General features: G+C 69.3%; 14 protein-coding genes. 9 read left to right on the top strand and 5 right to left on the bottom strand.

Features of this window, described 5'->3' with window-relative positions:
* The first annotated feature begins 201 nt into the window (after window positions 1–201).
* From ABOD76_RS02670 to ABOD76_RS02685, 4 genes are all read left to right on the top strand, one after another.
* Window positions 202–768 carry a pyridoxamine 5'-phosphate oxidase family protein gene (locus ABOD76_RS02670; RefSeq protein ID WP_350241196.1) on the top strand — a complete coding sequence of 189 codons (567 nt, stop codon included), beginning with the start codon at window positions 202–204 and terminating at the stop codon, window positions 766–768.
* Window positions 769–1,445: 677 nt separating this feature from the next.
* Window positions 1,446–2,699 carry an NPCBM/NEW2 domain-containing protein gene (locus ABOD76_RS02675; protein WP_350241198.1) on the top strand — a complete coding sequence of 418 codons (1,254 nt, stop codon included), beginning with the start codon at window positions 1,446–1,448 and terminating at the stop codon, window positions 2,697–2,699.
* Between the two features lie 214 nt (window positions 2,700–2,913).
* The gene (locus tag ABOD76_RS02680) at window positions 2,914–3,327 is read left to right on the top strand and encodes a VOC family protein (RefSeq protein ID WP_350241200.1); all 414 of its coding nucleotides are present in this window, start codon (window positions 2,914–2,916) and stop codon (window positions 3,325–3,327) included.
* A gap of 405 nt (window positions 3,328–3,732) precedes the next feature.
* Window positions 3,733–4,116, top strand: coding sequence for an iron chaperone (locus tag ABOD76_RS02685; protein ID WP_350241202.1), 384 nt, complete (start codon window positions 3,733–3,735; stop codon window positions 4,114–4,116).
* A 155-nt stretch (window positions 4,117–4,271) separates the two neighbouring features.
* Here the strand turns inward: ABOD76_RS02685 and ABOD76_RS02690 are convergent, their stop codons facing one another.
* Window positions 4,272–4,850, bottom strand: coding sequence for a TetR/AcrR family transcriptional regulator (locus tag ABOD76_RS02690; protein WP_350241204.1), 579 nt, complete (start codon window positions 4,848–4,850; stop codon window positions 4,272–4,274).
* 50 nt (window positions 4,851–4,900) lie between these two features.
* Between ABOD76_RS02690 and ABOD76_RS02695 the strand changes: the two genes are divergently transcribed.
* Window positions 4,901–6,100: an MFS transporter gene (locus ABOD76_RS02695; protein WP_350241206.1), complete on the top strand. Its 1,200-nt coding sequence runs from the start codon at window positions 4,901–4,903 to the stop codon at window positions 6,098–6,100.
* Window positions 6,101–6,524: 424 nt separating this feature from the next.
* Here ABOD76_RS02695 and ABOD76_RS02700 read toward each other — a convergent pair whose 3' ends face one another.
* Window positions 6,525–8,861 (bottom strand): ATP-binding protein, encoded by a 2,337-nt coding sequence (locus tag ABOD76_RS02700; RefSeq protein ID WP_350241208.1) that lies wholly within the window; start codon window positions 8,859–8,861, stop codon window positions 6,525–6,527.
* 618 nt (window positions 8,862–9,479) lie between these two features.
* On the opposite strand from ABOD76_RS02700, the gene ABOD76_RS02705 reads away from it, so the two are divergent.
* Complete coding sequence (locus ABOD76_RS02705) at window positions 9,480–9,875, top strand: hypothetical protein (protein WP_350241210.1); 396 nt, start codon at window positions 9,480–9,482, stop codon at window positions 9,873–9,875.
* Between the two features lie 362 nt (window positions 9,876–10,237).
* Window positions 10,238–10,828 carry a YdeI/OmpD-associated family protein gene (locus ABOD76_RS02710; protein ID WP_350241212.1) on the top strand — a complete coding sequence of 197 codons (591 nt, stop codon included), beginning with the start codon at window positions 10,238–10,240 and terminating at the stop codon, window positions 10,826–10,828.
* 262 nt (window positions 10,829–11,090) lie between these two features.
* Here the strand turns inward: ABOD76_RS02710 and ABOD76_RS02715 are convergent, their stop codons facing one another.
* Window positions 11,091–11,825, bottom strand: a complete 735-nt coding sequence (locus tag ABOD76_RS02715; RefSeq protein WP_350241760.1) for an aldo/keto reductase — start codon at window positions 11,823–11,825, stop codon at window positions 11,091–11,093.
* A 110-nt stretch (window positions 11,826–11,935) separates the two neighbouring features.
* Here ABOD76_RS02715 and ABOD76_RS02720 point away from each other — a divergent pair, with 110 nt between their 5' ends.
* Complete coding sequence (locus ABOD76_RS02720; protein ID WP_350241214.1) at window positions 11,936–14,500, top strand: alpha-mannosidase; 2,565 nt, start codon at window positions 11,936–11,938, stop codon at window positions 14,498–14,500.
* A gap of 327 nt (window positions 14,501–14,827) precedes the next feature.
* Here ABOD76_RS02720 and ABOD76_RS02725 read toward each other — a convergent pair whose 3' ends face one another.
* Both ABOD76_RS02725 and ABOD76_RS02730 read right to left on the bottom strand, forming a co-directional pair.
* The gene (locus tag ABOD76_RS02725; protein WP_350241216.1) at window positions 14,828–15,832 is read right to left on the bottom strand and encodes an ornithine cyclodeaminase family protein; all 1,005 of its coding nucleotides are present in this window, start codon (window positions 15,830–15,832) and stop codon (window positions 14,828–14,830) included.
* The gene (locus tag ABOD76_RS02730) at window positions 15,832–16,806 is read right to left on the bottom strand and encodes a threonine ammonia-lyase (RefSeq protein ID WP_350241218.1); all 975 of its coding nucleotides are present in this window, start codon (window positions 16,804–16,806) and stop codon (window positions 15,832–15,834) included. Before ABOD76_RS02730 ends, ABOD76_RS02725 begins: the two co-directional genes overlap by 1 nt.
* Before the next feature lie 428 nt (window positions 16,807–17,234).
* On the opposite strand from ABOD76_RS02730, the gene ABOD76_RS02735 reads away from it, so the two are divergent.
* The gene (locus ABOD76_RS02735) at window positions 17,235–19,478 is read left to right on the top strand and encodes a putative bifunctional diguanylate cyclase/phosphodiesterase (RefSeq protein ID WP_350241220.1); all 2,244 of its coding nucleotides are present in this window, start codon (window positions 17,235–17,237) and stop codon (window positions 19,476–19,478) included.
* Window positions 19,479–20,179: the final 701 nt, after the last annotated feature.

Consider the following 20,179-nt stretch of genomic DNA (forward strand, 5'->3'; position numbering starts at 1 on the left):
GGTGGGAAAGGTGGAGAGCCAGCGCCACCAGGCCCGCGAGTCACCTGGTGCGGCCAGCACGGTCGTTCCAGTGAGAAAAACGGCGAAACACTGGTCGGCGACGGACCACCGACAAGTTCATCGGCGTACAGCAAGCCCCCACTGCCTCCTTTCGTCAGGTGAGGCGCAAGTCGTCTCCTATACTGCCCGGGAGGAGGGATTGTGGCCAAGCAGTTTGCCCGGATGCTCCCGGAACACGTGACCTTTATCGAGCAGCAGAGGCTGTTCTTTACGGCCAGCGCCGCGCCCGACGGACGAGTGAACGTCTCCCCCAAGGGCCTTGACACCCTCCGCGTCCTCGACGATGCCACAGTTGCCTACCTGGACCTTACGGGCAGCGGCAATGAATCCGCAGCCCACCTCCGCGTGTCACCGCGGTTCACGCTGATGTTCTGTGCGTTCGAAGGTGCGCCCCTGGTCCTGCGGTTGTACGGCGTGGGCCGCGTGCTGCGGCCCGGGACACCTGAGTTCGACCGGCGGGCGGCGCATTTCACCATGCTGCCGGGCGCACGACAGATCATCGAGGTGCGGGTGGAACTCGTCCAGACCTCGTGCGGCTTCGGGGTTCCAGTGATGACGTTTCAAGAGGACCGGACGGCGCTGACCCGGCAGGCGGAAGCGTGGGGGCCGGACGGTTTGACGGACTACTGGCGACGCAAGAACGTGCGCAGCATCGATGGCCTGCCCACGGGTCTGTTCCGAGAGGACGAGGCGACCGAGACGCCGTAAGCCACGCGGGATGCCGAAGGTGCACTCCGCCGCTGTCGCGTCACGTCTACCGTGCCGGTGTCGGTTGACTGCACCGCCGCCGGGCTGGCGTTGAGGCACGAGCAGGGGGCAGACTTCAAGAGACCTGGCCAACCCAGAAAACAAATGCCCCCATGACCGGATGGGTTGGTCATCTGTTGACGCTGCCGACGCTTCCGTGTCGTTGACCCACAGTCGTCAACTGGAGATGGGCCTTAGGATGGCCCACTGCCTACCGATCAGGTGCGCGCCCAGGACCTCTTTCACCGGGGTCCGGAGACCGCCATGCTCCAGAACAACGTTCATTCGGAGGGACAACCCTGATGCGTGCCCCTGCACCTGTGGGCATAGAGCGGCCGGATCAATGACATGAGCATGGCGGTCGATCAGCCGCTCACCATGGAAAGTCGGGGGGTTCTTCAATCCTGTGGGAAGAGAAGGGCGAGTCCGTATTGAACCGCTCAGTCGAGGTGCTGGAACTGTTGGGTTTTCTCTGAAAGCAACCATATTTCTAATTCAATAAGCCTGAATCTTCAATGAAGGGCAGGAACTCTACATGATGATTGCATGGGAACGCAGACACGTTTGAGAAGGTTTAAGCTGGTCAAGGCTCACGGACGCCACACAATTCATTGTCTGGCGATGGGCCGGGAGGTCACATGAACCGATTCGTCGGACCCATCGTGCTGTCCCTGCTGCTGGCCGCGTGCGGTCAACGGGCCGCCACGCCCAGTCTGGACCCCTACGCTGCCGAGTACGCGGCCCACCCGTCCCAGCCGTGGATTTCCAGCAGCGTCTCCGCGCTGAGTCTCACGCCGGGCGTGAACACGCTGTACTACGAGACCCCCACGTACGCCAGCAGCGGCTGGGGGCCGATCGAGGTGAACCGCAGCAACGGTGGCCGCGCGCAGCTGGACGGCCACCCGCTCACCCTCGGCGGCGAGGTGTTCATGAAGGGGTATGGCGTGCACTCGACCTCCGAACTGAGGTACGCGCTGGCCGGAACGGGCGCCACCTGTACCCGCTTCTCGGCCATCGTGGGCGTCGATGACGAGGTGGGAAACAGAGGCAGTGTGGTGTTCCAGGTGTGGGCGGACGGGGTGAAGCTGGCCGACAGCGGGGTCCTGCGGGGCAGCGACGGGATCCAGACCATCACCGCGGACCTGACGGGCCGGTCGAACCTGCGCCTGGTGGTCACGGACGCGGGGGACGGGAACTCTTACGACCATGCCGACTGGGTCAACCCCATCATCTCCTGCGTGGCAAGTGGGTTGCCGGACACCACACCACCCGTCCTCGGCGCCTGCTTCTTCAATGTCAAGTCGCCCTCCAGTCAGTACTTCCTGCTGGGGCTGGCGCAGGACGAGCGGTCGGTCCGCCGTCTGCGCATCTACGACGCCGACTCGAACGAACTGCTGAACAGCACCGACCCGGCCGACAACACCGGCAAGTTCAGCATCGACCCGGGTCCACCCAGCGCCACGGCACCGTGTGCCGTGCAGGATCAGGAGCCACGGCACGCCTACAACTGGTCGACGTATGTCCAGGCCCTGCCGTTCAGTGCACGGCACCTCCGCCTGGTGGCCGAGGACACCTCCGGCAACACCACCACGAAGCTGCTGACCATGGATCAGGGCGCCGTGCGCACCTCGGCCATGTCGCCGGACCATGGACGGGCCGGCACGGTGGTGACCGTGACGGGCATTGGCTTTACGGCAGATTCGGTTGTTCACTTCGGCAATGGCCCGGACTCGGAATTGAAGCCCATAGTGATCGATGGGAACCGGCTGACCTTCGTCGTTCCAGCGCTCCCACCGGACGCGCCCAGATATGTGGGTGATGTGTTCGTAACCACCCCCGGCACGGGGGTGGACAGGCTCAACCCTTACCTGACGTTCTCCTACGACGAGTAGCTGCAGAATCGAACATCAGCCGGGTGGCCCCCGCAGGGCAGGGCGTGCCGACGGCAGGACAGCACATGAACTGAGCTCCATTTGAACCGGATTCCTGTCTTCCCGGCATCAACCGCAGCACCCCTCTCGCTGGCCCCGTTCGGGCAGCGGGGCGTTGCTCCAGCCGGTCAGGAATCGAGAAGCGCCCGTTCAAGTCAGCGCCTAGAGTGAGGGTATGGACCTGAGCATTCACCAGAGCTTCCTGCCGCACAGCGACCCGGACGCCTCCATCCGCTTCTACCGTGACCTGCTGGGCTTTGAGATCCGCAACGACGTCCGCTATGGCGGCATGAGCTGGCTCACCCTCGGCCCGGTTGGTCAGCCGGGCACGTCCATCGTGCTGGAGCCGCCGGCCCCGGCGGGGGCGGGCATCACGGACGAGGAGCGGCGGGTGATTGAGGACATGATGGCCAAGGGAACCTACGCCCGCGTCATTCTGGCCACCGCTGACCTGGATGCCACCTTCGAGCGGATCCAGGCCGGTGCGGCTGAGGTGGTGCAGGAGCCGACCGAGCACCCGTACGGGGTGCGTGACTGCGCGTTCCGCGATCCTGCCGGGAACCTGATCCGCATCCAGGAGCGGCGTTAGGCGCAGTGGCCGGGCAGATGGGCTCGCGGTGTCATCCGGGTGGAGACGGCCAATTCCTGCCTCCACCTGGATCGGCTGGCGCTTCACGCCTTGGGCCGTGAAGTCACCTCGAAACGGACGCCGGCGTGTCGACCTCCAGCCAACGAGCAGCCTGGACCACCTGGGCCTCCACGTCAGGATGCGTCCATCGGCGCGCTGGATCATCACGGCAGAGCGGGCGCACCACCCGACTGAACAGCGCGTCCGCACGTTCAGCAGCCCGCCTCAACGCGTCCACCCACCCATTTACTGAAAGTTGGCATCCTCATGACGAACACCACCTCTGGTCCCACAACGAAGGCCGCCAGGCGGGTCACCGGTCCCGCGGGAACATCCAGGACCTTTACAGATGAGGAGCGGGCCGCGATGCAGGAGCGCGCCGTGGAGCGAAGAGCCGCCGGGCGCCGCGGCGACCCTCTGGACCCGGACCGCGCCGTGCTCGACAAGATTGCGGGCATGCAGGGGGACGACCGGCTGATCGCTGAGCGGCTGCACGCCATCATCCGGGCCACCGCGCCGGGACTGGTGCCGAAGCTCTGGTACGGCATGCCCGCCTATGCCCGTGACGGCAAGGTCGTGTGCTTCTTCCAGAGCGCGCAGAAATTCAAGACGAGATACGCCACGCTGGGGTTCAGCGACCAGGCACGTCTCGATCACGGGCTGATGTGGCCAACTTCCTTTGCCCTGATCGACATGACGCCTGAGGTCGAAGCGCAGGTGGCGGCGCTCGTCAAGCGGTCGAGGGCCTAAGCGCCGCAGTTCAAGGACGTGCTCGCCCGTCCAGACGCGGGTTGAGGCAGGTGGCCCCATGAGGATCACGTCCACATGCCGCCCGACGGACCGGATGTCGTGCCGCCTGTTCTGGACGGGCGCCTGCTGGGTGAGGGCGCCAGGGGGCGCACCGCTCAGGTCATCCGGGCGCGGCGGGCGATGTCGGCGGCGACCGCATCCGCGAACGCGTTGTCGAGCGGCGCGTGCTGCATCAGCAGGCGGTACCAGAGCGGGCCGAGCAGCAAATCCGTCAGGGTGTCGTCGTCCAGCGCCAGCCGCTCGCCGCGGGCGCGGGCGCGCTGCAGAAGGGTTGCGACCTGCCGGCGGCGTTTGCTGAAGTGCCGCCCCCAAAGGTCGGTCATCACTGCCGGGTCCTGCAACCCTTCGGCGACGAAGGCGCGATTGGTGGAACCGCAGGGGCTGTTGAATTTTGCAGTGGTGGCGCGCAGCAGCGTCTTCAGGTCCGTTTCGAGGTCGCCGGTGTCGGGCAGGTCCGGCAGCTGATCCGCCTGATCTGCGAAGGCGTCGAGGATCAGGGCGCGTTTGTGCGGCCAGCGGCGGTAGAGGGTCTGGCGGGCGATGCCGGTGCGCTGGGCGATGGTTTCCATGTTGATGGCGGCGTAGCCCTCCTCCGCGAGCAGCTCGAGCGCGGCGGTTTTTGCTCGGTCGGAGTGCGCCGCGTTGCGGGGTCGTCCGGGGGCGCGGATGGTCATGCCTCAGTCTACCATTTGACATTTCGTGACGTCACGTATTTAATTCAATTATGAAACAGGATGTCGCGAAACCTCAGCCGCGGTCGCCCCTCCCCGCGTTGCTGGCCCTGGCGCTGGCGTACTTCACGCTCGGGACCGCCTCGCTGTCGGTGGTGGCGCTCGCCCGGCCGATCAGTGCGTCCCTGCACGTCACGGCCGCCCAGACGGGCCAGCTGGTCACCGCCTTCTCCCTCACCTTCGCGGTCACCGCGCTGCTCGCCCAGAGCGTCGCGGGGCACCTGCAGCGCAAACACCTGCTGCTCGCCGGGCTCACGCTGCTGACCCTCGGGCTGGCCTTGGGCGCTGCCGCCACCAGCTTCACCGCGCTGCTGCTCACCCGCATGCTCGCCGCCATCGGCGCCAGCGTCCTCGGGCCCGTCGCGTCGGCCACCGGCAGCCTGCTGGTCCCCCCGGCGGAGCAGCCGCGCGCGCTCGCCATCGTCTTCGGCGGCTTCACCTTCGCCTCGGTGCTGGGCGTGCCGTTCGCCGCGCTGCTCTCCCCCGCCCTCGGCTGGCGCGGGACGCTGCTGGTCCTCGCGGGGCTGGCGGTCGGCGCCGCGCTGCTGGTGTGGCGGCTGGTCCCGCATGTGGAACGCGGCACCCGCATCACCGTGACCACGTACCTCAGCACCCTTCAGGCGCCGCGGGTAACACCGGCGCTGCTGACCACCATGCTGCAGATCGGTTCGATTTTCCTGCCGTACGCGGTGATCGGCGCGTACCTCAGCGCCCGCTTTGCCAGCAGCCCAGCGTGGATCACCGGCACCCTCCTCGCCTTCGGCATCGGCGGCGTCCTCGGCAACGCGGCCAGCGGCCCGCTCAGCCGGCGCCTCCAGCCGCTCGGCGTGCTGCAGCTCAGCCTCGCGGCCAGCCTGCTGGTCGCCGCGGCACTGCTGTTCGTTCCGCACGTCCCGGTCCTTGGCCTGCTTGCCTTTTTTATCTGGTCCATCTTCGGGAACATGTTCCAGGCGCCGCAGCAGGCGCGCCTGATCGGGCTGCTCCCGGAGCGGCGCGGCCTGATGCTGGCCCTGAACGCCGCCGTGCTGTATTTCGGCATCGGCCTCGGCAGCTGGGCGGGCAGCCTGCTGCTGCCCACCCTCGGCGCGCCGCTCCTGGCGTTGCCTCCGGTCCTGCTGCTCGCGGGCGCCCTGCTGCTCACCCCGCGCCCCCGACCGGTCAACGCCGTCAAGGCGCCGGCGGCCGGCGCCTGATCCGCTCACGTCTCGTGGCCGGCGCGCGGGGCGACGCCAGTGGATCTGACCGCGGACCCGCCGAACTGCCCGGTCCAGGAGGACCCGGCGCCAAAACCCCAGGGACGCGGAGCGCTCGCCCCGCCTTGCCCGGGAACCATCAAGGCGCAGGAACAGACGCACAGGCGCCCTACACGCTGGAGGAGTCTGCACGGGGACGACCGGCGCCGAAGCGCGTCCACTGGTCCAGTTCGCGCCCACCGGCTTCAAGCGGGTCCGACCCGACACCCGAGTCGTCCGGGGGTAACCGCCTCCTGGGCGCACCCCCGGACGAACGCACCGCCCGGTCATTCGCCCGACAGCAGCACGGCGGCCTGCCCACACGCGGCGCCGGGCCGGACGCGGTCCTGCGCCGACACCCATTGCTGTTCCTTGCCCCTGCTGTTCAGTCCTGCCGGATCAGCCCTCGCTCCAACGCGACCCGCGTGGCCAGCACCCGGCTGGCCACGCCGAGTTTGGAAAAGATGGTGCGCAGATGGGCGTTCACGGTGGGCAGCGTGATGCCGAGCGCCGCCGCAATCTGGCCGTTGGTGTCCCCGCGTGCCACCAGCGCCAGCACCTCCGTCTCGCGGGCGGTCAGGTCGGTGAGCGGCGTGGTCCGGGCCGGATGCTGCGGCGCGCTTCCCTGACGCCCGGTCGCCTGGGACAACCGTGCGAGGGCCGCGCTCGCGGCCTCGGCGACCTGCGGCGCCACCCGGCCGGCGTCCCGCTCCACCACCTGACGGTACAGCGCAGCCGCGCCCTCAGGGTCCCCCAGGGCTTCTGCCGCCCGCCCCAGCGCCTCGGTGATTGACGCGAGCACGCCGGGGACGCTGGCGCGCCGCGCCTCTTCGAGTGCCCGCGTGAAGTGCGCCTGCGCGTCCCCCGGCTGTCCGGTGGCGAGCGCCCACTCTCCGTACACCCGCTCCACCGACGAGCGCGCCACGGGGGACGGGAGCCCTTCGGCCACCCGGCGGGCGTCCGCCAGCAACGCGGGGGCCTCCGCGGTCTGGCCGAGCCGGATCCGCAGCCACGCGCTCCACACCAGCACCTGCACACGCAGCAGGGGCGTGTGGCCCGGATGCACCTCCGGCGCCAGCGTGTCCACACACTGCAGGGCCTCCGCGTCCCGGCCCTGCGCGTGCAGGACCATCACCAGGCTCATGGTAGCGCCCTGCTGCCCGGAACGGTCCTCCAGCGTCGTGTACCGGGCCCGCGCCTCACGGATGAGGGCCTCCGTCTGCGAGAGGTCCGGACCGCTGAACTGGCGCGCCTGGGCGAGCAGCAGCATGGTGTTCGCTTCCAGCACCGGGTTGCCCAGCGCCCGGGCCAGCGCCAGCGCACGCTCATGGTGCAGCGCGGCGCTGAGCGGCTCTCCCTGCATCAATGCCAGGTGCCCGATGACGTTGTGCAGGTGCGCCCGCGTCGCCTGGTCGCTGTCCTGCACGTGCAGCAGCAGGGTCTCGGCCCAGACCCGGCCCTCGTCCACCAGCCCGTTGCCCGCCATCCAGAACTGATACAGGCCGCGTTCCAGCCGCAGGGCCAGCGCCGTGGTTCCGCTCGCGATCGCCCAGCTGAGCGCCGAGCGCAAATGCGGGTAGGTTGCGGTGACCCAGGTGAGGTACCGGGCCCGGTCGGCCCGCGGGGACCCGGCCGCGAACTGCGCTTCCAGCCGGGTCAGGTAGAACCGCGCGTGCGCCTCCCGGGCCGCGTCGAGCGCGTCAGCCTCCTTGAGCTTCTCCAGCGCGTACTCGCGCACCGGTTCCAGCAGGGAGAGGCCGCCATCCTGAGCCGCGCGCCCCACCCAGCCGTGCTCGACCAGGGCCGCCAGCACATCCAGCCGCCCCACCGCGCCGAGCGCGGCCCCCACCTCCTCCGGCGTGAAGGTGCCGGGAAACACCGCCAGCCACGCCAGCAACCGCTGCTCCTCCGGGCGGAGCAGGCCGTAACTCCAGTCCAGCGTGGCGCGCAGCGATTGCTGCCGGGCCGGCAGGTCGCGGGGCCCCCGGGTCAGCACCTCCAGAGGCGCCTCCAGGGCGCGGCCGAGGGCGTCCAGCGAGAACAGGCGCAGGCGGGCCGCCGCGAGCTCGAGGCTCAGCGGCCAGCCGCCCAGCCGCGTCACGATCCGGGCCACCCGCTGCAGGGCCTCCAGGTCCCAGGTCAGCTGTGGCCGCACCTCCGAGGCGCGCTCCACGAACAGCGCCACGGCGGGGACCGAGCGCAGGGCGATGTCGGACGCGAGGTCGCTCGCCTCCGGCAGCCCCAGCGGCCCGAGCGTCACCTCGTGCTCGCCGCTCAGCTGCAGCGGCGCGCGGCTGGTCGCGAGGATGCAGACGCCCGGCGCCTCCAGCAGCAGCTCAGCCACAAATCCTGCGGCGTCCAGCAGGTGTTCGAGGTTGTCCAGCACCAGCAGCATGCGGGCGGACCTCAGGGCGGCGAACACCGCCTCCACCGCCAGCTGTTCGCCGCCCACCCCGAGCGCGGCGGCGACCGCCTGCGGCACCAGTTCCGCCTGCGTGACGGCGGCCAGGGACACCAGGCAGGCGCCGTCCGCAAAGGCGTCCTGCAGGTCGTGGGCGAGCCGGACCGCGAGCCGGGTCTTGCCCACGCCACCCATGCCGGTGAGGGTCACTAGGCGCACGTCGCGGCGCTGCAGCAGGGCAGCACACACGCCGAGCTCCCGCTCGCGCCCCTGGAGCCCACGGAGTGATCGCTCCAGCCGTGGGGGTCGGCTCAGGGGCATGCCCTCCTCCGCCTGGGCCCTCCTCATGAACGACGTGACTCCCCGCTGGCAGGTCGCATGGCTGGTCCTCATGGTACGGCGAATCCTGGCTCGAGGCATGCCGCGTCTGACCCCGCGGGCGCCCATCGATGGCCTCGTCCTGCAGCAGGCCTGCAGCGCCGAGCGCGCACGCGCGAGCCCCAGGCTGGGCCCTCGAGGCGCGGTGCAGTTCCCCGGGCTGGGCCACCAGGAGGCCAGGTGCGTGCCAAGCCGCTGAGCTCGCCCCGGCGGCATGGCGCTGGGCGTTGATCGTGTCCTGGGTTGCGCTGCCCGCTTCCGGTCCCTGCGCCCTGCCAGCGGGGGCGCCCGCGGGGGCGGGCGGTTGGTGGTCCGGTGCTTGACGTGCTGCTGAGACTCGCCTCCACACAGCACAGCCCCCAACCGCCCGCAGCACGCGCAGGGGCCCGGGGACCCCTGCAGCTCCGTTGGCGAATGAAGTCGGAAGAGGGGCCGACGCTGCGGTCCACCCCACGGATGCAGCGCAGGACGGCAAGCCAACCGGCCACTCCAAAGCGGCCTTCACGTGCCGGTCATACCCAGGGCAGAATTACGCCATAGCCTGAACAGCAGGAGGCAGTTATGACCTTAAAAGATCTGCAGCAGAACCACATGATGGCCCACCTGACCGACGCCCTCCAGCACAAGCAGGACATCGGGCATTACGGACGTCTGGTGTACGCGATCGTCGCCCGGCACTTCCTGAAGGAGGATGAGCTGGTGAAGCTGCTGGCCCGCGATGAAGACTTCAGTGAGACGGACGCCCGCGCGCTCGTGCAGCAGGTACAGGAACGCGATTACAACCCGCCGCGCCGCGAGAAGATCATGGAGTACCAGCAGAAGCAGGCGTTCCCGATCCTGCCGGACGCAGACAACCCCGACGAAGGCAACGTGTACCGTGACCTGGAGTTTCCGCAGCACGTGTACGACCACATCAGCGAGTACCACAGCCAGAAGGCGGAGGATCAGGCGTCCTGACGCCCGGCGCGCCGCCGTCCTGGGGCGGGAGTGGGGGTCAGGGGCAGGCCACGCGGCCTGCCCCTGACCTCCACTGGGTGTGGGCCCCGACGATCACCGGTGGGGAGGACGTCGCCAGGGCCGCCCCCCCTGCACGCCGAACCGCTCGGTAATCACCCGCGTGGCCTTCCTGAGCGCGCATTCGCTGCTTCACCCGAGACGGCAGACCAGCAACCGGGTCACGACGCTGGACCGGGAGACCTGACCCTGCCACTTGACGCCTTCACTCTGACCGGAGCCACCGCCGCTTACGAATATCGTTTGGCACGCCGTCCGCCTTCACCCCATGACGGGTCGCCCGTCGCCTGTGCAAGAGTGGGCGCATGGGCGGGGCGACTCAGGGCAGGCAGGCCACTGAACATCACGCGTTCGAGACCATCGAACAGCTGGAGGCGTGGCTGAGCGAGAACCATGCGGCGAAGACGGAACTGTGGGTGCGCATCTTCAAGAAAGGCTCGGGCACCCCGACGGTCACCTGGGACGACTGTGTGGTCGCGGCGCTCGCCTGGGGCTGGATCGACGGTCAACGCAATGCGCTCGACGAGGTCTCGTTTGTCCAGCGCCTGACACCTCGTCGGCCCAAATCCAGCTGGTCGACCCGCAACTGTGACCTCGCCGACCGGCTGATCGCTGAAGGGCGCATGCAGCCGCCCGGCCTGGCACACGTCCAGGCAGCGCGCGAAGATGGGCGCTGGGCGCAGGCGTACTCGGGGGCGGCCGACATGGTCATCCCGGAGGATTTCCTCGCAGCACTGCACCTGAACGAGGTGGCGGAGCAGCGCTTCGCCACGCTGAAGCGCACGGCCCTCTACCGGATCTATTACCGTCTTCAGACCGCCAGACGCCCCGAAACCCGGAGGAAGCGAATCCTGGAGATGGTGGCGCAACTTGAACGCGGCGAGACCATCCGCTGAGGAGCCTTGCCCGACCCGGCCCAGGGAGAGGACCGTGCGAGGAGACGCGCGACGCACCGTGGGTGGGCGCGGCGGTGCCGGGAGCGATCGCCGTCTTCCGGTGGTGTCGTCTCCCCCCGGCTGCCCTGGCGCCCGCCCCCTTTGAACATCTGACGCGCCGGAATCCCTTGTTGAAGCAGGGCGGGGCGCCGTCAGGTTTCGGCAGGTGGCCGGTTGCTGGCCCGGCTGATCACTTCAGCCACCGGTTGGCGCTGAAAGCGGTTCACGGCCAGCCGTTGACGTCTGAACCCCCGAACACCGCGCGTCTCAGGCGTTCGGAGAACATGCTCTCCGGGTGGACCGGAGCAGCGCCACTGACCCGGTCCAGCGTCCGCAGCTGATCGCTGCTCAACGTGAGCGTCAGCGACGCCAGGCTGTCCTGAAGCTGTCCGGCACGGCTGGCTCCAACCAGAATGGAGCTGACGCCGGGCCGGGCGGCGAGCCAGGCGAGCGCCACCTGGGTGGGGGAATGGCCGACCTGATCGGCCACGACCCGGCGCGCGTCGAGGATTGTCCAGTTGCGTCCGGTGAATTTGGTGTCATCGAAGGGATTCGGGCCGCTGAGCCGGCCGTGACCGCGGACGCCCTCACCCGTCCGGGTGTACGTTCCGGCCAGAAATCCAGCGGCCAGGGGACTCCTGGGGACGATGCGCAGGCCGCCGTCCCGGGCGGCGGCCACGTGCTCCAGTTCCGGTGTGCGCGCGACCAGCGAGTATTCCAGCTGCATGGCGACGGGCCCCGGCACGTGGTGGACCTGGGCGAGGGTGACGGCCTTGGTGGTGTACCAGGCGGGCGTGTTCGAGAAGCCGAAGTAGCGGATGCTTCCGGCCCGCACCAGCTCGCCGAGCGTCTGCAGGACCTCCTCGACCGGCGTGACCATGTCCCAGACGTGCAGCCAGGAGAGGTCGATGTCGTCCGTCTTCAGCCGGCGAAGTGAGCCTCCAAGCGCCCGAACGATGTTTTCACCAGGCGATCCATCACCTCCTTTTCTCCCGGACCGCGCTCCTCTCGGCCCTTGACGGACTCCGTTCCTTAAAAGTTTTAATTATCTTGTACGCTGAGCAGACGATGACTGACCCTCGCAGCAAGGACCTGACCTTCACCCTGCTTGGCCACGCCCACCTCGATCCCGTCTGGCTGTGGGACCGCCAGGAGGGCGCCGAAGCCGTCAAGGCCACCTTTCGGAGTGCGCTGGACCGTCTGGGGGAGCACCCCGACCTGGTGTTCGGGCACACCTCCGCCGCGCAGTACGCCTGGATGGACCTGCATCCGGAGCTGCTGGCCGAAATCCGGGCCGCCGTTCAGCGTGGGCAGTGGGAGCTGCTGGGGGGACAGTGGGTCGAGCCGGACGTGAACATTCCTTCCGGTGAGGCCCTGGCCCGCCAGGCGCTGCTTGGGCAGCGGTTCTTCGAACGCACCTTCGGCCAGCGGTCCCGGGTGGCGTTCCTGCCCGACACCTTTGGGCACCCGCCCACCCTGCCGCAGATCCTCAAGCTGTCGGGGTTGGACCACTTCGTGTTCTGGCGACCCCACCCGCATGAGGTGGACCTGCCGTCCAACCTCTTCTGGTGGGAGGGCCCGGACGGCACCCGCATCCTGAGTGCCCGGGTGGAGTCCTACAACTCCAATCCACGCGACGTGGTGGACACCCTGCAGGCGTCCATCGACTGGCGCCCGGTCGACCGGCCCGAGTGGCTGGTGGTGTACGGCGTCGGCAACCACGGCGGCGGGCCCACCCGGAAGGCCATCGCCAACCTGCGCGCCCTGATGGTCGACCCCGCGTGGCCGACCCTGCAGATGGGCACCGCCGAGGGCTTCTTCACCCGGGCGCTTCAGCAGGGCGACCTCCCCGTGTTCAGCGGCCCGCTGCAGTACACCTTCCGCGGCTGCTACACCTCCCACAGCGGCGTCAAGCGCCTCAACCGGCTGGGCGAACACACGCTGGGGGCCGCGGAGAAATGGTCGACCATCGCCACCCACTATGGCCGCCCATACCCGGGCGCGGCCCTGGAGCGCGCGTGGCAGCACCTGCTCTTCAACCAGTTCCACGACATCGTCTGTGGAACCAGCATTCCCCGGGCGTACGAGGATGCCCGCGACGAGCAGGGGGAGGCGGTCGGCACCGGGAAGCGGACGCTTCACGACGCGATGCAGGTGATCGCCCACCACATCGACACGCGCAGCGCTGCCGACGTCCAGGTGGAGGAGGTGATGCGCCGCGTGCGCACCGGGCCGGGCAACGCGGTGGCCGACATGGGCGACGGCGTTCCGCTGGTGGTCTTCAACCCGAGTCCCTGGCCACGCCAGGAGGTCATCGACGTGGAACTGAACGACTGGCACGTCATGGACCTGCAGGTGCTGGACGACCACCAGCGGCCGGTGGTGCATCAGTTTGCGATGGGTCAGGCGGGACCACCCCGCAAGCGGGCCGCGTTCCTGGCCGAGGTGCCCGCGCTGGGGTACCGGGTGTACCGTGTGGTGGACCGGCCCCCACACGTGCCGGGGGTGGACGCCCGGCCGCTCAGCGCCACCGAGCGGGTGCTGGAGAACGCCTGGTGGCGTCTGGAGCTGGACCCGCGCACCGGGGCGCTGCGCAGCCTGCGCGACAAGCAGCTGGACCGCGAACTGCTCGCCGGCGCGGGCGCACAGCTGCTGGTGATCGAGGACCCCAGCAATCCCTGGGGCAAAGGGGATGCCTTCCGCCACCTGGCGGGCGTGTTCGGTGAGCCGCACGTCCAGCTGCTCGAGGCGGGCCCGGTCCGGGCGACGCTGCGCGTCACCACCCGCTGGGGACACTCGACCGCCCGACAGGACCTCTCGATCTACCGCGACAGCCCTGCCATCCACGGCCACCTGCAGCTCGACTGGCACGAGGACTACCGCATGGTGAAGCTCGCGTTTCCATTCGCGCTGGAGGACACCACCGCCACCTTCTCGGTGCCGTTCGGTCACGTGCAGCGGCCAGCCGGCGGGCAGGAGGAACCCTCGCAGGCGTGGGTGGACATCTCCGGCGTGCTGGCCAGCTCCGGGAAGCCCACCGAGGCCAACGTCCATCAGCTGGGGGACGAGGGGGGCTCCATGGCCCGGCGCCACGCCGGTCGGGTGCCGTACGGCGCCGCGCTGCTGAACGACGGCAAGTACGGCGCGGACGTGCACGGCGGGGAGGTGCGCCTCTCGATACTGCGCAGCCCGATTTACGGCGGGGGGGACCGCCCGGAGCAGCCCCGGCCGGTGGACCAGTACCTCGATCAGGGCGTCTCCGAGACGCGCTGGGCCCTGCTCCCGCACCCCGGCGCGTGGCAGGACAGCGGCGTGGTGCAGGCCGCACAGGCGTTCAACGAGCCGCTCACCTTCGTGCGGGAATTCGCGCACGCCGGCCCGTTACCGCGCACCCTGTCGTTCCTGACCATCGAGCCGCCTGACGCCGTGGTCCTCACCGCACTCAAGCAGGCGGAGGACAGCGAAGACTGGATCGTGCGCCTGTACGAACCGCACGGCCGCACGGCACACGTCCAGGTCAGCGTCCCGATGCTGAACGTGTCCCTGGAGGCCGCACTCACGCCCCATCAGATCAAGACCCTCCGCCTGCGTCCCGACGGCACGTCCCGGGAAGTCAATTTTCTGGAGGACTGACGTGGCAGGGACGGCGATGAACGGCACCTGAAGTTCTGACCCGTGCCCTTGCAGGTCTTCACCGCTTCTGGCACCCCAACGACCTGCCGCACCCGCCTGCACGCGGTCCGCTCCACACCGCGACACGCCCCTCTCCATCGGAGGTTCGATCGGCGGAAACACGCCAGGCAGTGCTGAAGGTGCACGCCCGGATCCGCGCCCAAGCCGATCCAGCCCGGGGCTTCTGTCGCCCACGTTCTCGCCTGGAGGTCTGCGGGCAGGCGGGATTCCGCCGCGGGTTCCCTGTTCCTGTCACGCCTCGGGCTCCCCCCCATGCGGCGCCGCGGCTTACAGCGAGACGGTCCTGAGCCCCTGCTGCTGGCGCGCGAGGCGCACCACGTGGCCGGCCAGGGCCGTGTCCTGGAGTGAGACGCCGGTCGAGTCGAACACCGTGATCTCCTGATCGGACGTTCGGCCCGGTCGCTGACCGGCGCAGAGCTCGCCAAGCTCGGCGTGCACGTCCTCCTCGCGCATCAGGCCGCGTGCGAGTGGCTCCTGCAGCTCCCCGAGGGCAGCACTCTGCGCGCGGCGGTCCACGACCAGCGTCGCGGCGGCCACCAGTTCGGGATCAAGCTCCTGTTTGCCCGGCGCGTCGGACCCCATGGCGTTGATGTGCGTGCCGGGGGCGATCCACGCCCGCTGGACGATCGCCTGCTCGGCGGGCGTGACCGTCACGACGATGTCTGCGCCGTCGCAGGCGTGCTGCCCGTCCTGAACGGCCCGGGCCGTGACGCCCGGCAGGTCCAGCCGCTCCGCGAAGCGTTCGGCGCGCGCGAAGGACCGGGACCAGATCCGCACCTCGCGCACGGACCGGACGGTCATGAGCGCTTCGAGCTGCGCGCGCGCCTGGCCGCCCGTGCCGAACAGGGCCACGACCGCGGCGTCCCCGCGGGCGAGGTGGCGGGCCGCGACGGCGCCCGCAGCGGCGGTGCGGTACTCGGTGATCGCGTTCGCGGCGAGCAGCGCCGACGGTTGCCCGGTGTGCGGGTCGCCCAGCAGCATGGCCGCGCTGTGGGTCGGCAGGTCCCGTTCGAGGTTCCCGGGAAAGTACGAGCCCATCTTCAGGCCGAACACTTCCAGGGTGTCCTCGCCCGCGCCGAGGCGCAGGTGGCTGGACTTGATGCTGTACCGGCCACCGTTCAGGCTGTGGCCGACCACCGGCAGCACGCTCACCTGCCCCCGCGCGTCGGCGGCGAAGGCCGCGTCGATCAGCGCGATCACGTCCGGCCAGCCCAGCAGCGCGCGAATGGCGTCGTCGTCCAGCACGGCGAGGTTCAGCGGCCGGTGCGCCATCAGGCGTGGTCCTCGGTGAGCAGCTGCACCAGCAGGTCCGGGTCGAGGTTCCCGCCACTCAGCACCGCCACCAGCGGGCCGGTCTCGCCGAGCTGCTCGCGGTGGTACAGCGCCGCGGCGACGCTCACCGCGCCGCTCGGTTCCGTGACCAGGCGGGCGCGCAGCGCCGATTCACGCGCGGCGCGGCGCAGTTCAGTCTCGCTGACGGTCACGATGTCGTCCACGAAGGCCCGGATGTGCGCCCAGTTGAGGGTGCCGAGGTGCTGGACGCGCAGGCCGTCCGCGAGGGTCTGCCCGACCTGCTCGGCGGTGTACGTGACGAGGGTGCCGCTCCGCAGGCTGTCGCGGGCGTCCGCGGCGAACTCGGGTTCCACACCGATGATCCGCACGTCGGGACGCTGCTGCTTGATCGCGGCGGCCACGCCGGAGATCAGCCCGCCGCCGCTGACCGGCACCAGCACCGTCCTGACGTCCGCCAGGTCCTCGAGGATTTCAAGGCCGACGGTGCCGGCGCCGGCGATGATGCGCGCGTCGTCATACGGCGGGACGGGGGTCAGGCCGCGTTCGGCGCCGAGGGCTTCGGCGGTGCGGGCACGGTCTTCGCTGGCGGGCCCGACGATGACGACTTCGGCGCCGAACGCGCGGGTCATGTGGAGCTTGAGGCGGGGCGCGTTCTCGGGCATGACGATCACGGCGGGAATGCCCAGCTGCTGGGCCGCATACGCCACCGCCTGGGCATGATTGCCGCTGGAGTGCGCCACCACACCGCGCGCCCGTTCCTCGGGCGTGAGGCCGAGGAGGGCGTTAAACGCGCCGCGCAGCTTGAAGGCCCCCGTCGGCTGGAGGCTTTCGGGCTTCAGCCACACGCCCTCCAGCGGGAACGGTACCAGCGGCGTGCGCACCACGTGCGGGCGGATGCGGGTATGGGCGGTGCGAATGGCGTCCAGCGAAACCAGCTCGGGGGTGGGGTGCATGGGGGACCTCAGGGGAAAGGCGAGGGACGGAACACCGGCGGTGGATCTCACGTTCCCACACGCCGGGATGGTGTGTCCACCTGCTGAAGCGGACGCCCGACCGGACGCTGCGCCTCGACCACGTCCAGCCGCTCATCCGGAACCCCGCCGGAGACCGTCACGCCCTGAGACGACCTCGTGGTGCAGGACCTCACCGGTGCCGAAGAGACATCCACCGGCCCGTCCACACGCCCGGGCTGAACCCCAGTCGTGTTCCAGGCTGCGCTTGATGGCCGCCCGATGTCAGAAGCCTGAGAGAGCGGGCTGCCTACACTTCCAGCAGCCCTGTGGTGTCACGAGGCAGGTTCGTTCTCTTTTCGTTGCGTCTCGACCGGAGTTCTGTGCGTCCCGTTTCTCAATCCACTCTACTGGTCCTGCTCTCGGGTTCCGTGGTCTTTCAGCTGGCCTGGCTGCTCCTCCGTTGGGGAAGCGCCAACCAGGCCTTGTGGTACGCCGACCTGACGTACCTGCTGGTCATCTACCTCAGCACCGCGTTGACCGCGCGCGCCGCTCAGACCGCGGACCGTCACCGGCGGGGCACCGCCCGGCTGCTGCTGGGGGCCATGCTGATGCTCAGTGCCGGGGAGAGCGTGTGGGTGTACTTCGACCTGTTCACCCAGCGCGCGCCCGACGCCTCCATGGCCGACCTGTGTTACTACGCCTTCTACCTGCTGCTGGGGTGGACGCTACTGCGTCAGTCGGGCGCCGGGGTGCGGTCGCTGTCGACGGTGGCCACGCTGCTGGACAGCATTCTGGTGGTGGGCGTGGCCGGGCTGGTGGCCTGGTTCTCCTTCCTCGCGAACGTGGCGACCGACAGCACCGCGTCCGCCCTGGTCCGGGTGGTGACGTTGTCGTACCCGGCGCTGGACCTGGGGCTGCTGACCGTGATCCTGATCGCCCTGCGGGGAACACGCACGGCGGGCCAGACCCTGCTGTTCGCCGGTGGGCTGGGTGTGTACATCCTGGCGGACCTGAGTTACGCGTACCTCAACAGCCGGGGCGCGTACGCTTCCGGCAACTGGATCGACGTGCTGTGGACGCTCGGAACGGCGGCGTTGGCGGTGGCCGGCTCGCGGCCCCCCCAGACCTCCGGTGCCCCGGCACCGCTCCTGAACGCCCTCACGCGTCTGCGGCAGCGTCTCGCGGCGCTGCCGTATCTCGCGGTGCTGGTGTCCTGCATCCTGCTGATCCTGAGTATGCTGCGGCCCTCGGTGGCGACGCCTGGGGTGGTGTGGGGCACCGTGGTGGTGTTCGGACTGGTGATGCTGCGTCAAGCCGTGGCGTTTCACGAGAACGCCCAGCTGAACCAGCAGATTGAACAGAGCCAGGCGCAGCTGCGTCACCAGGCCTACCATGACGCGCTGACCGGCCTGCCCAACCGGGCGATGTTTGTGGAGCGGTTGCAGCTGGCCTTGCGGCGGGCCGTTCCGGAGGGCCTGCAGGTGAGCGTGCTGTGCATTGACCTCGACGGATTCAAACTGGTCAATGACAGTTTCGGCCATGCGGCAGGCGACGCCCTGCTGGTGCAGGCCAGCGGCCGCATGGCGGGCCTGCTGCAGGACGGCGACACGCTGGCCCGCATCGGGGGCGATGAGTTCATCCTGATCACCGTCAGGCCGCTGGGTCTGGAGGACGCCCCGGCCGTGGCCGCGCACCTGAACGCGCTGCTCAGCCAGCCGTTCCAAGTGGGTCCGCATCAGCTGTACCTGACCGCTTCGATCGGCATCAGCACCGCCGGCCTCAGCGGAGGGGACCCCGCTGAGCTTCAGCGGCAGGCGGACCTGGCGCTCTATCAGGCGAAATCCAGGGGCAAGAATGCGTATCAGGTGTTCACGCCGGAACTGGCGCGCAGCGTGCACGCGCGCGAGCACATCAGCCGGGAACTTCACTTCGCGCTGGAGCGAGAAGAGTTCTCGCTGCGCTATCAGCCGCAGTTTCAGGGGCAGCAGCTGATCGGTGTCGAAGCGCTGCTGCGGTGGCACAGCCACGTGCTGGGCGACGTGCCTCCGGGCGAGTTCATCGGGGTAGCCGAGGACACGGGCCTGATCTTCGCGGTGGGCGAGTGGGTGCTCGACCACGCCTGCCGACAGGCGGCGGCCTGGCATGCTGCAGGGCAGCCGCTGCGGGTGGCGGTGAACATCTCCCCGCGGCAATTCGCGCGCCAGGATTTCGTGACCCTGGTCACGGCGGCCCTCACGCGTCACGCGCTGCCGGCACGGCTGCTGGAGCTGGAGCTGACCGAACGGCTGGTGGTGGAGGACCTGCAGGGCGCTGCCGCCAAGATCACCCAGCTCCGGCAGCTGGGTGTCCTCGTGTCACTTGATGATTTTGGCGGAGGTCAATCCTCGCTGAGCTACCTGATGATGCTGCCGGTCAATGCGCTCAAGATCGACCGCAACTTCGTCGTGAACGCCGAGCAGAACGAGGCGGGCCAACGGGTGATTCAGGCGATCACCACCATCGCCCACGCGTTGAACCTGCACGTGGTGGCCGAAGGTGTGGAAACGGCCGCTCAGCTGTCGCTCGTGTCGTCGTTGGGATGCGAGGTCGTGCAGGGGTACCTGCTGGGAGCGCCGATGTCCGCCGAAGCGCTGACCGGAGGGCGGACACTTCCGGCACCCTCGACCGCCTAAGCCAGGGCTGCAGTGCCGCAGACCTCGTGTGGCGGGGTGCGGAGGTGAGCCCAGGCCGGCCCCGGTGCGTGACCACCGGACCTGGACGCGGCGCGCGACGTCCTGATGGATGGTCCGGCGCCGGCTTCCCAGCGTGCTCATGGGCGGACCGCTGAGGTCTGGAGCGGAGCCTTCAGGCAGGCCAGCCATCACGGACCGGCCAGCCGTCTGCAGGACCTCCTGCCGGGACACGGCGGTGATCCGGCGCCCGTGGCGTCTGCTGATGTCCCACCATCGGCGTCCAGCGAAGGGCCGCCCGCGCCCGCCATCCTGCACGCGGGTCAACCGATCAGAGGCGGCAGAACTCGTCACCGTCGGAGATGGCGGACCTGAGGCGGGTGACCTTCCAGATGGGCCGTCCCCGTATCTGCTCCTGGCGTGGCTTCGAGCCACGCCAGGAGCAGAAGCTGAACTGAAGAAGCACTGATCTGCGGTCAGCAGGAACGTGGCCGCGCCGCCCACCGAACTGCGTCACGGTCACAGCATGAGCGGTCCTCCCCTGAAAGAGACGCAGGACGCGCGTGTTCGAATTCCATGCGGCGCCCTGCAGCGCTCGCCCCTCTTCGAACAGCATGCGAAAGGCGCACCCGGCTGCGGCGGGGAACTCATGACACGCCATCACCAGACAGGGCCAGCGTGTACACGCTGGCCCTGTCTGGTGG

It is taken from the genome of Deinococcus sonorensis KR-87 (assembly GCF_040256395.1).
Lineage (GTDB): Bacteria > Deinococcota > Deinococci > Deinococcales > Deinococcaceae > Deinococcus > Deinococcus sonorensis.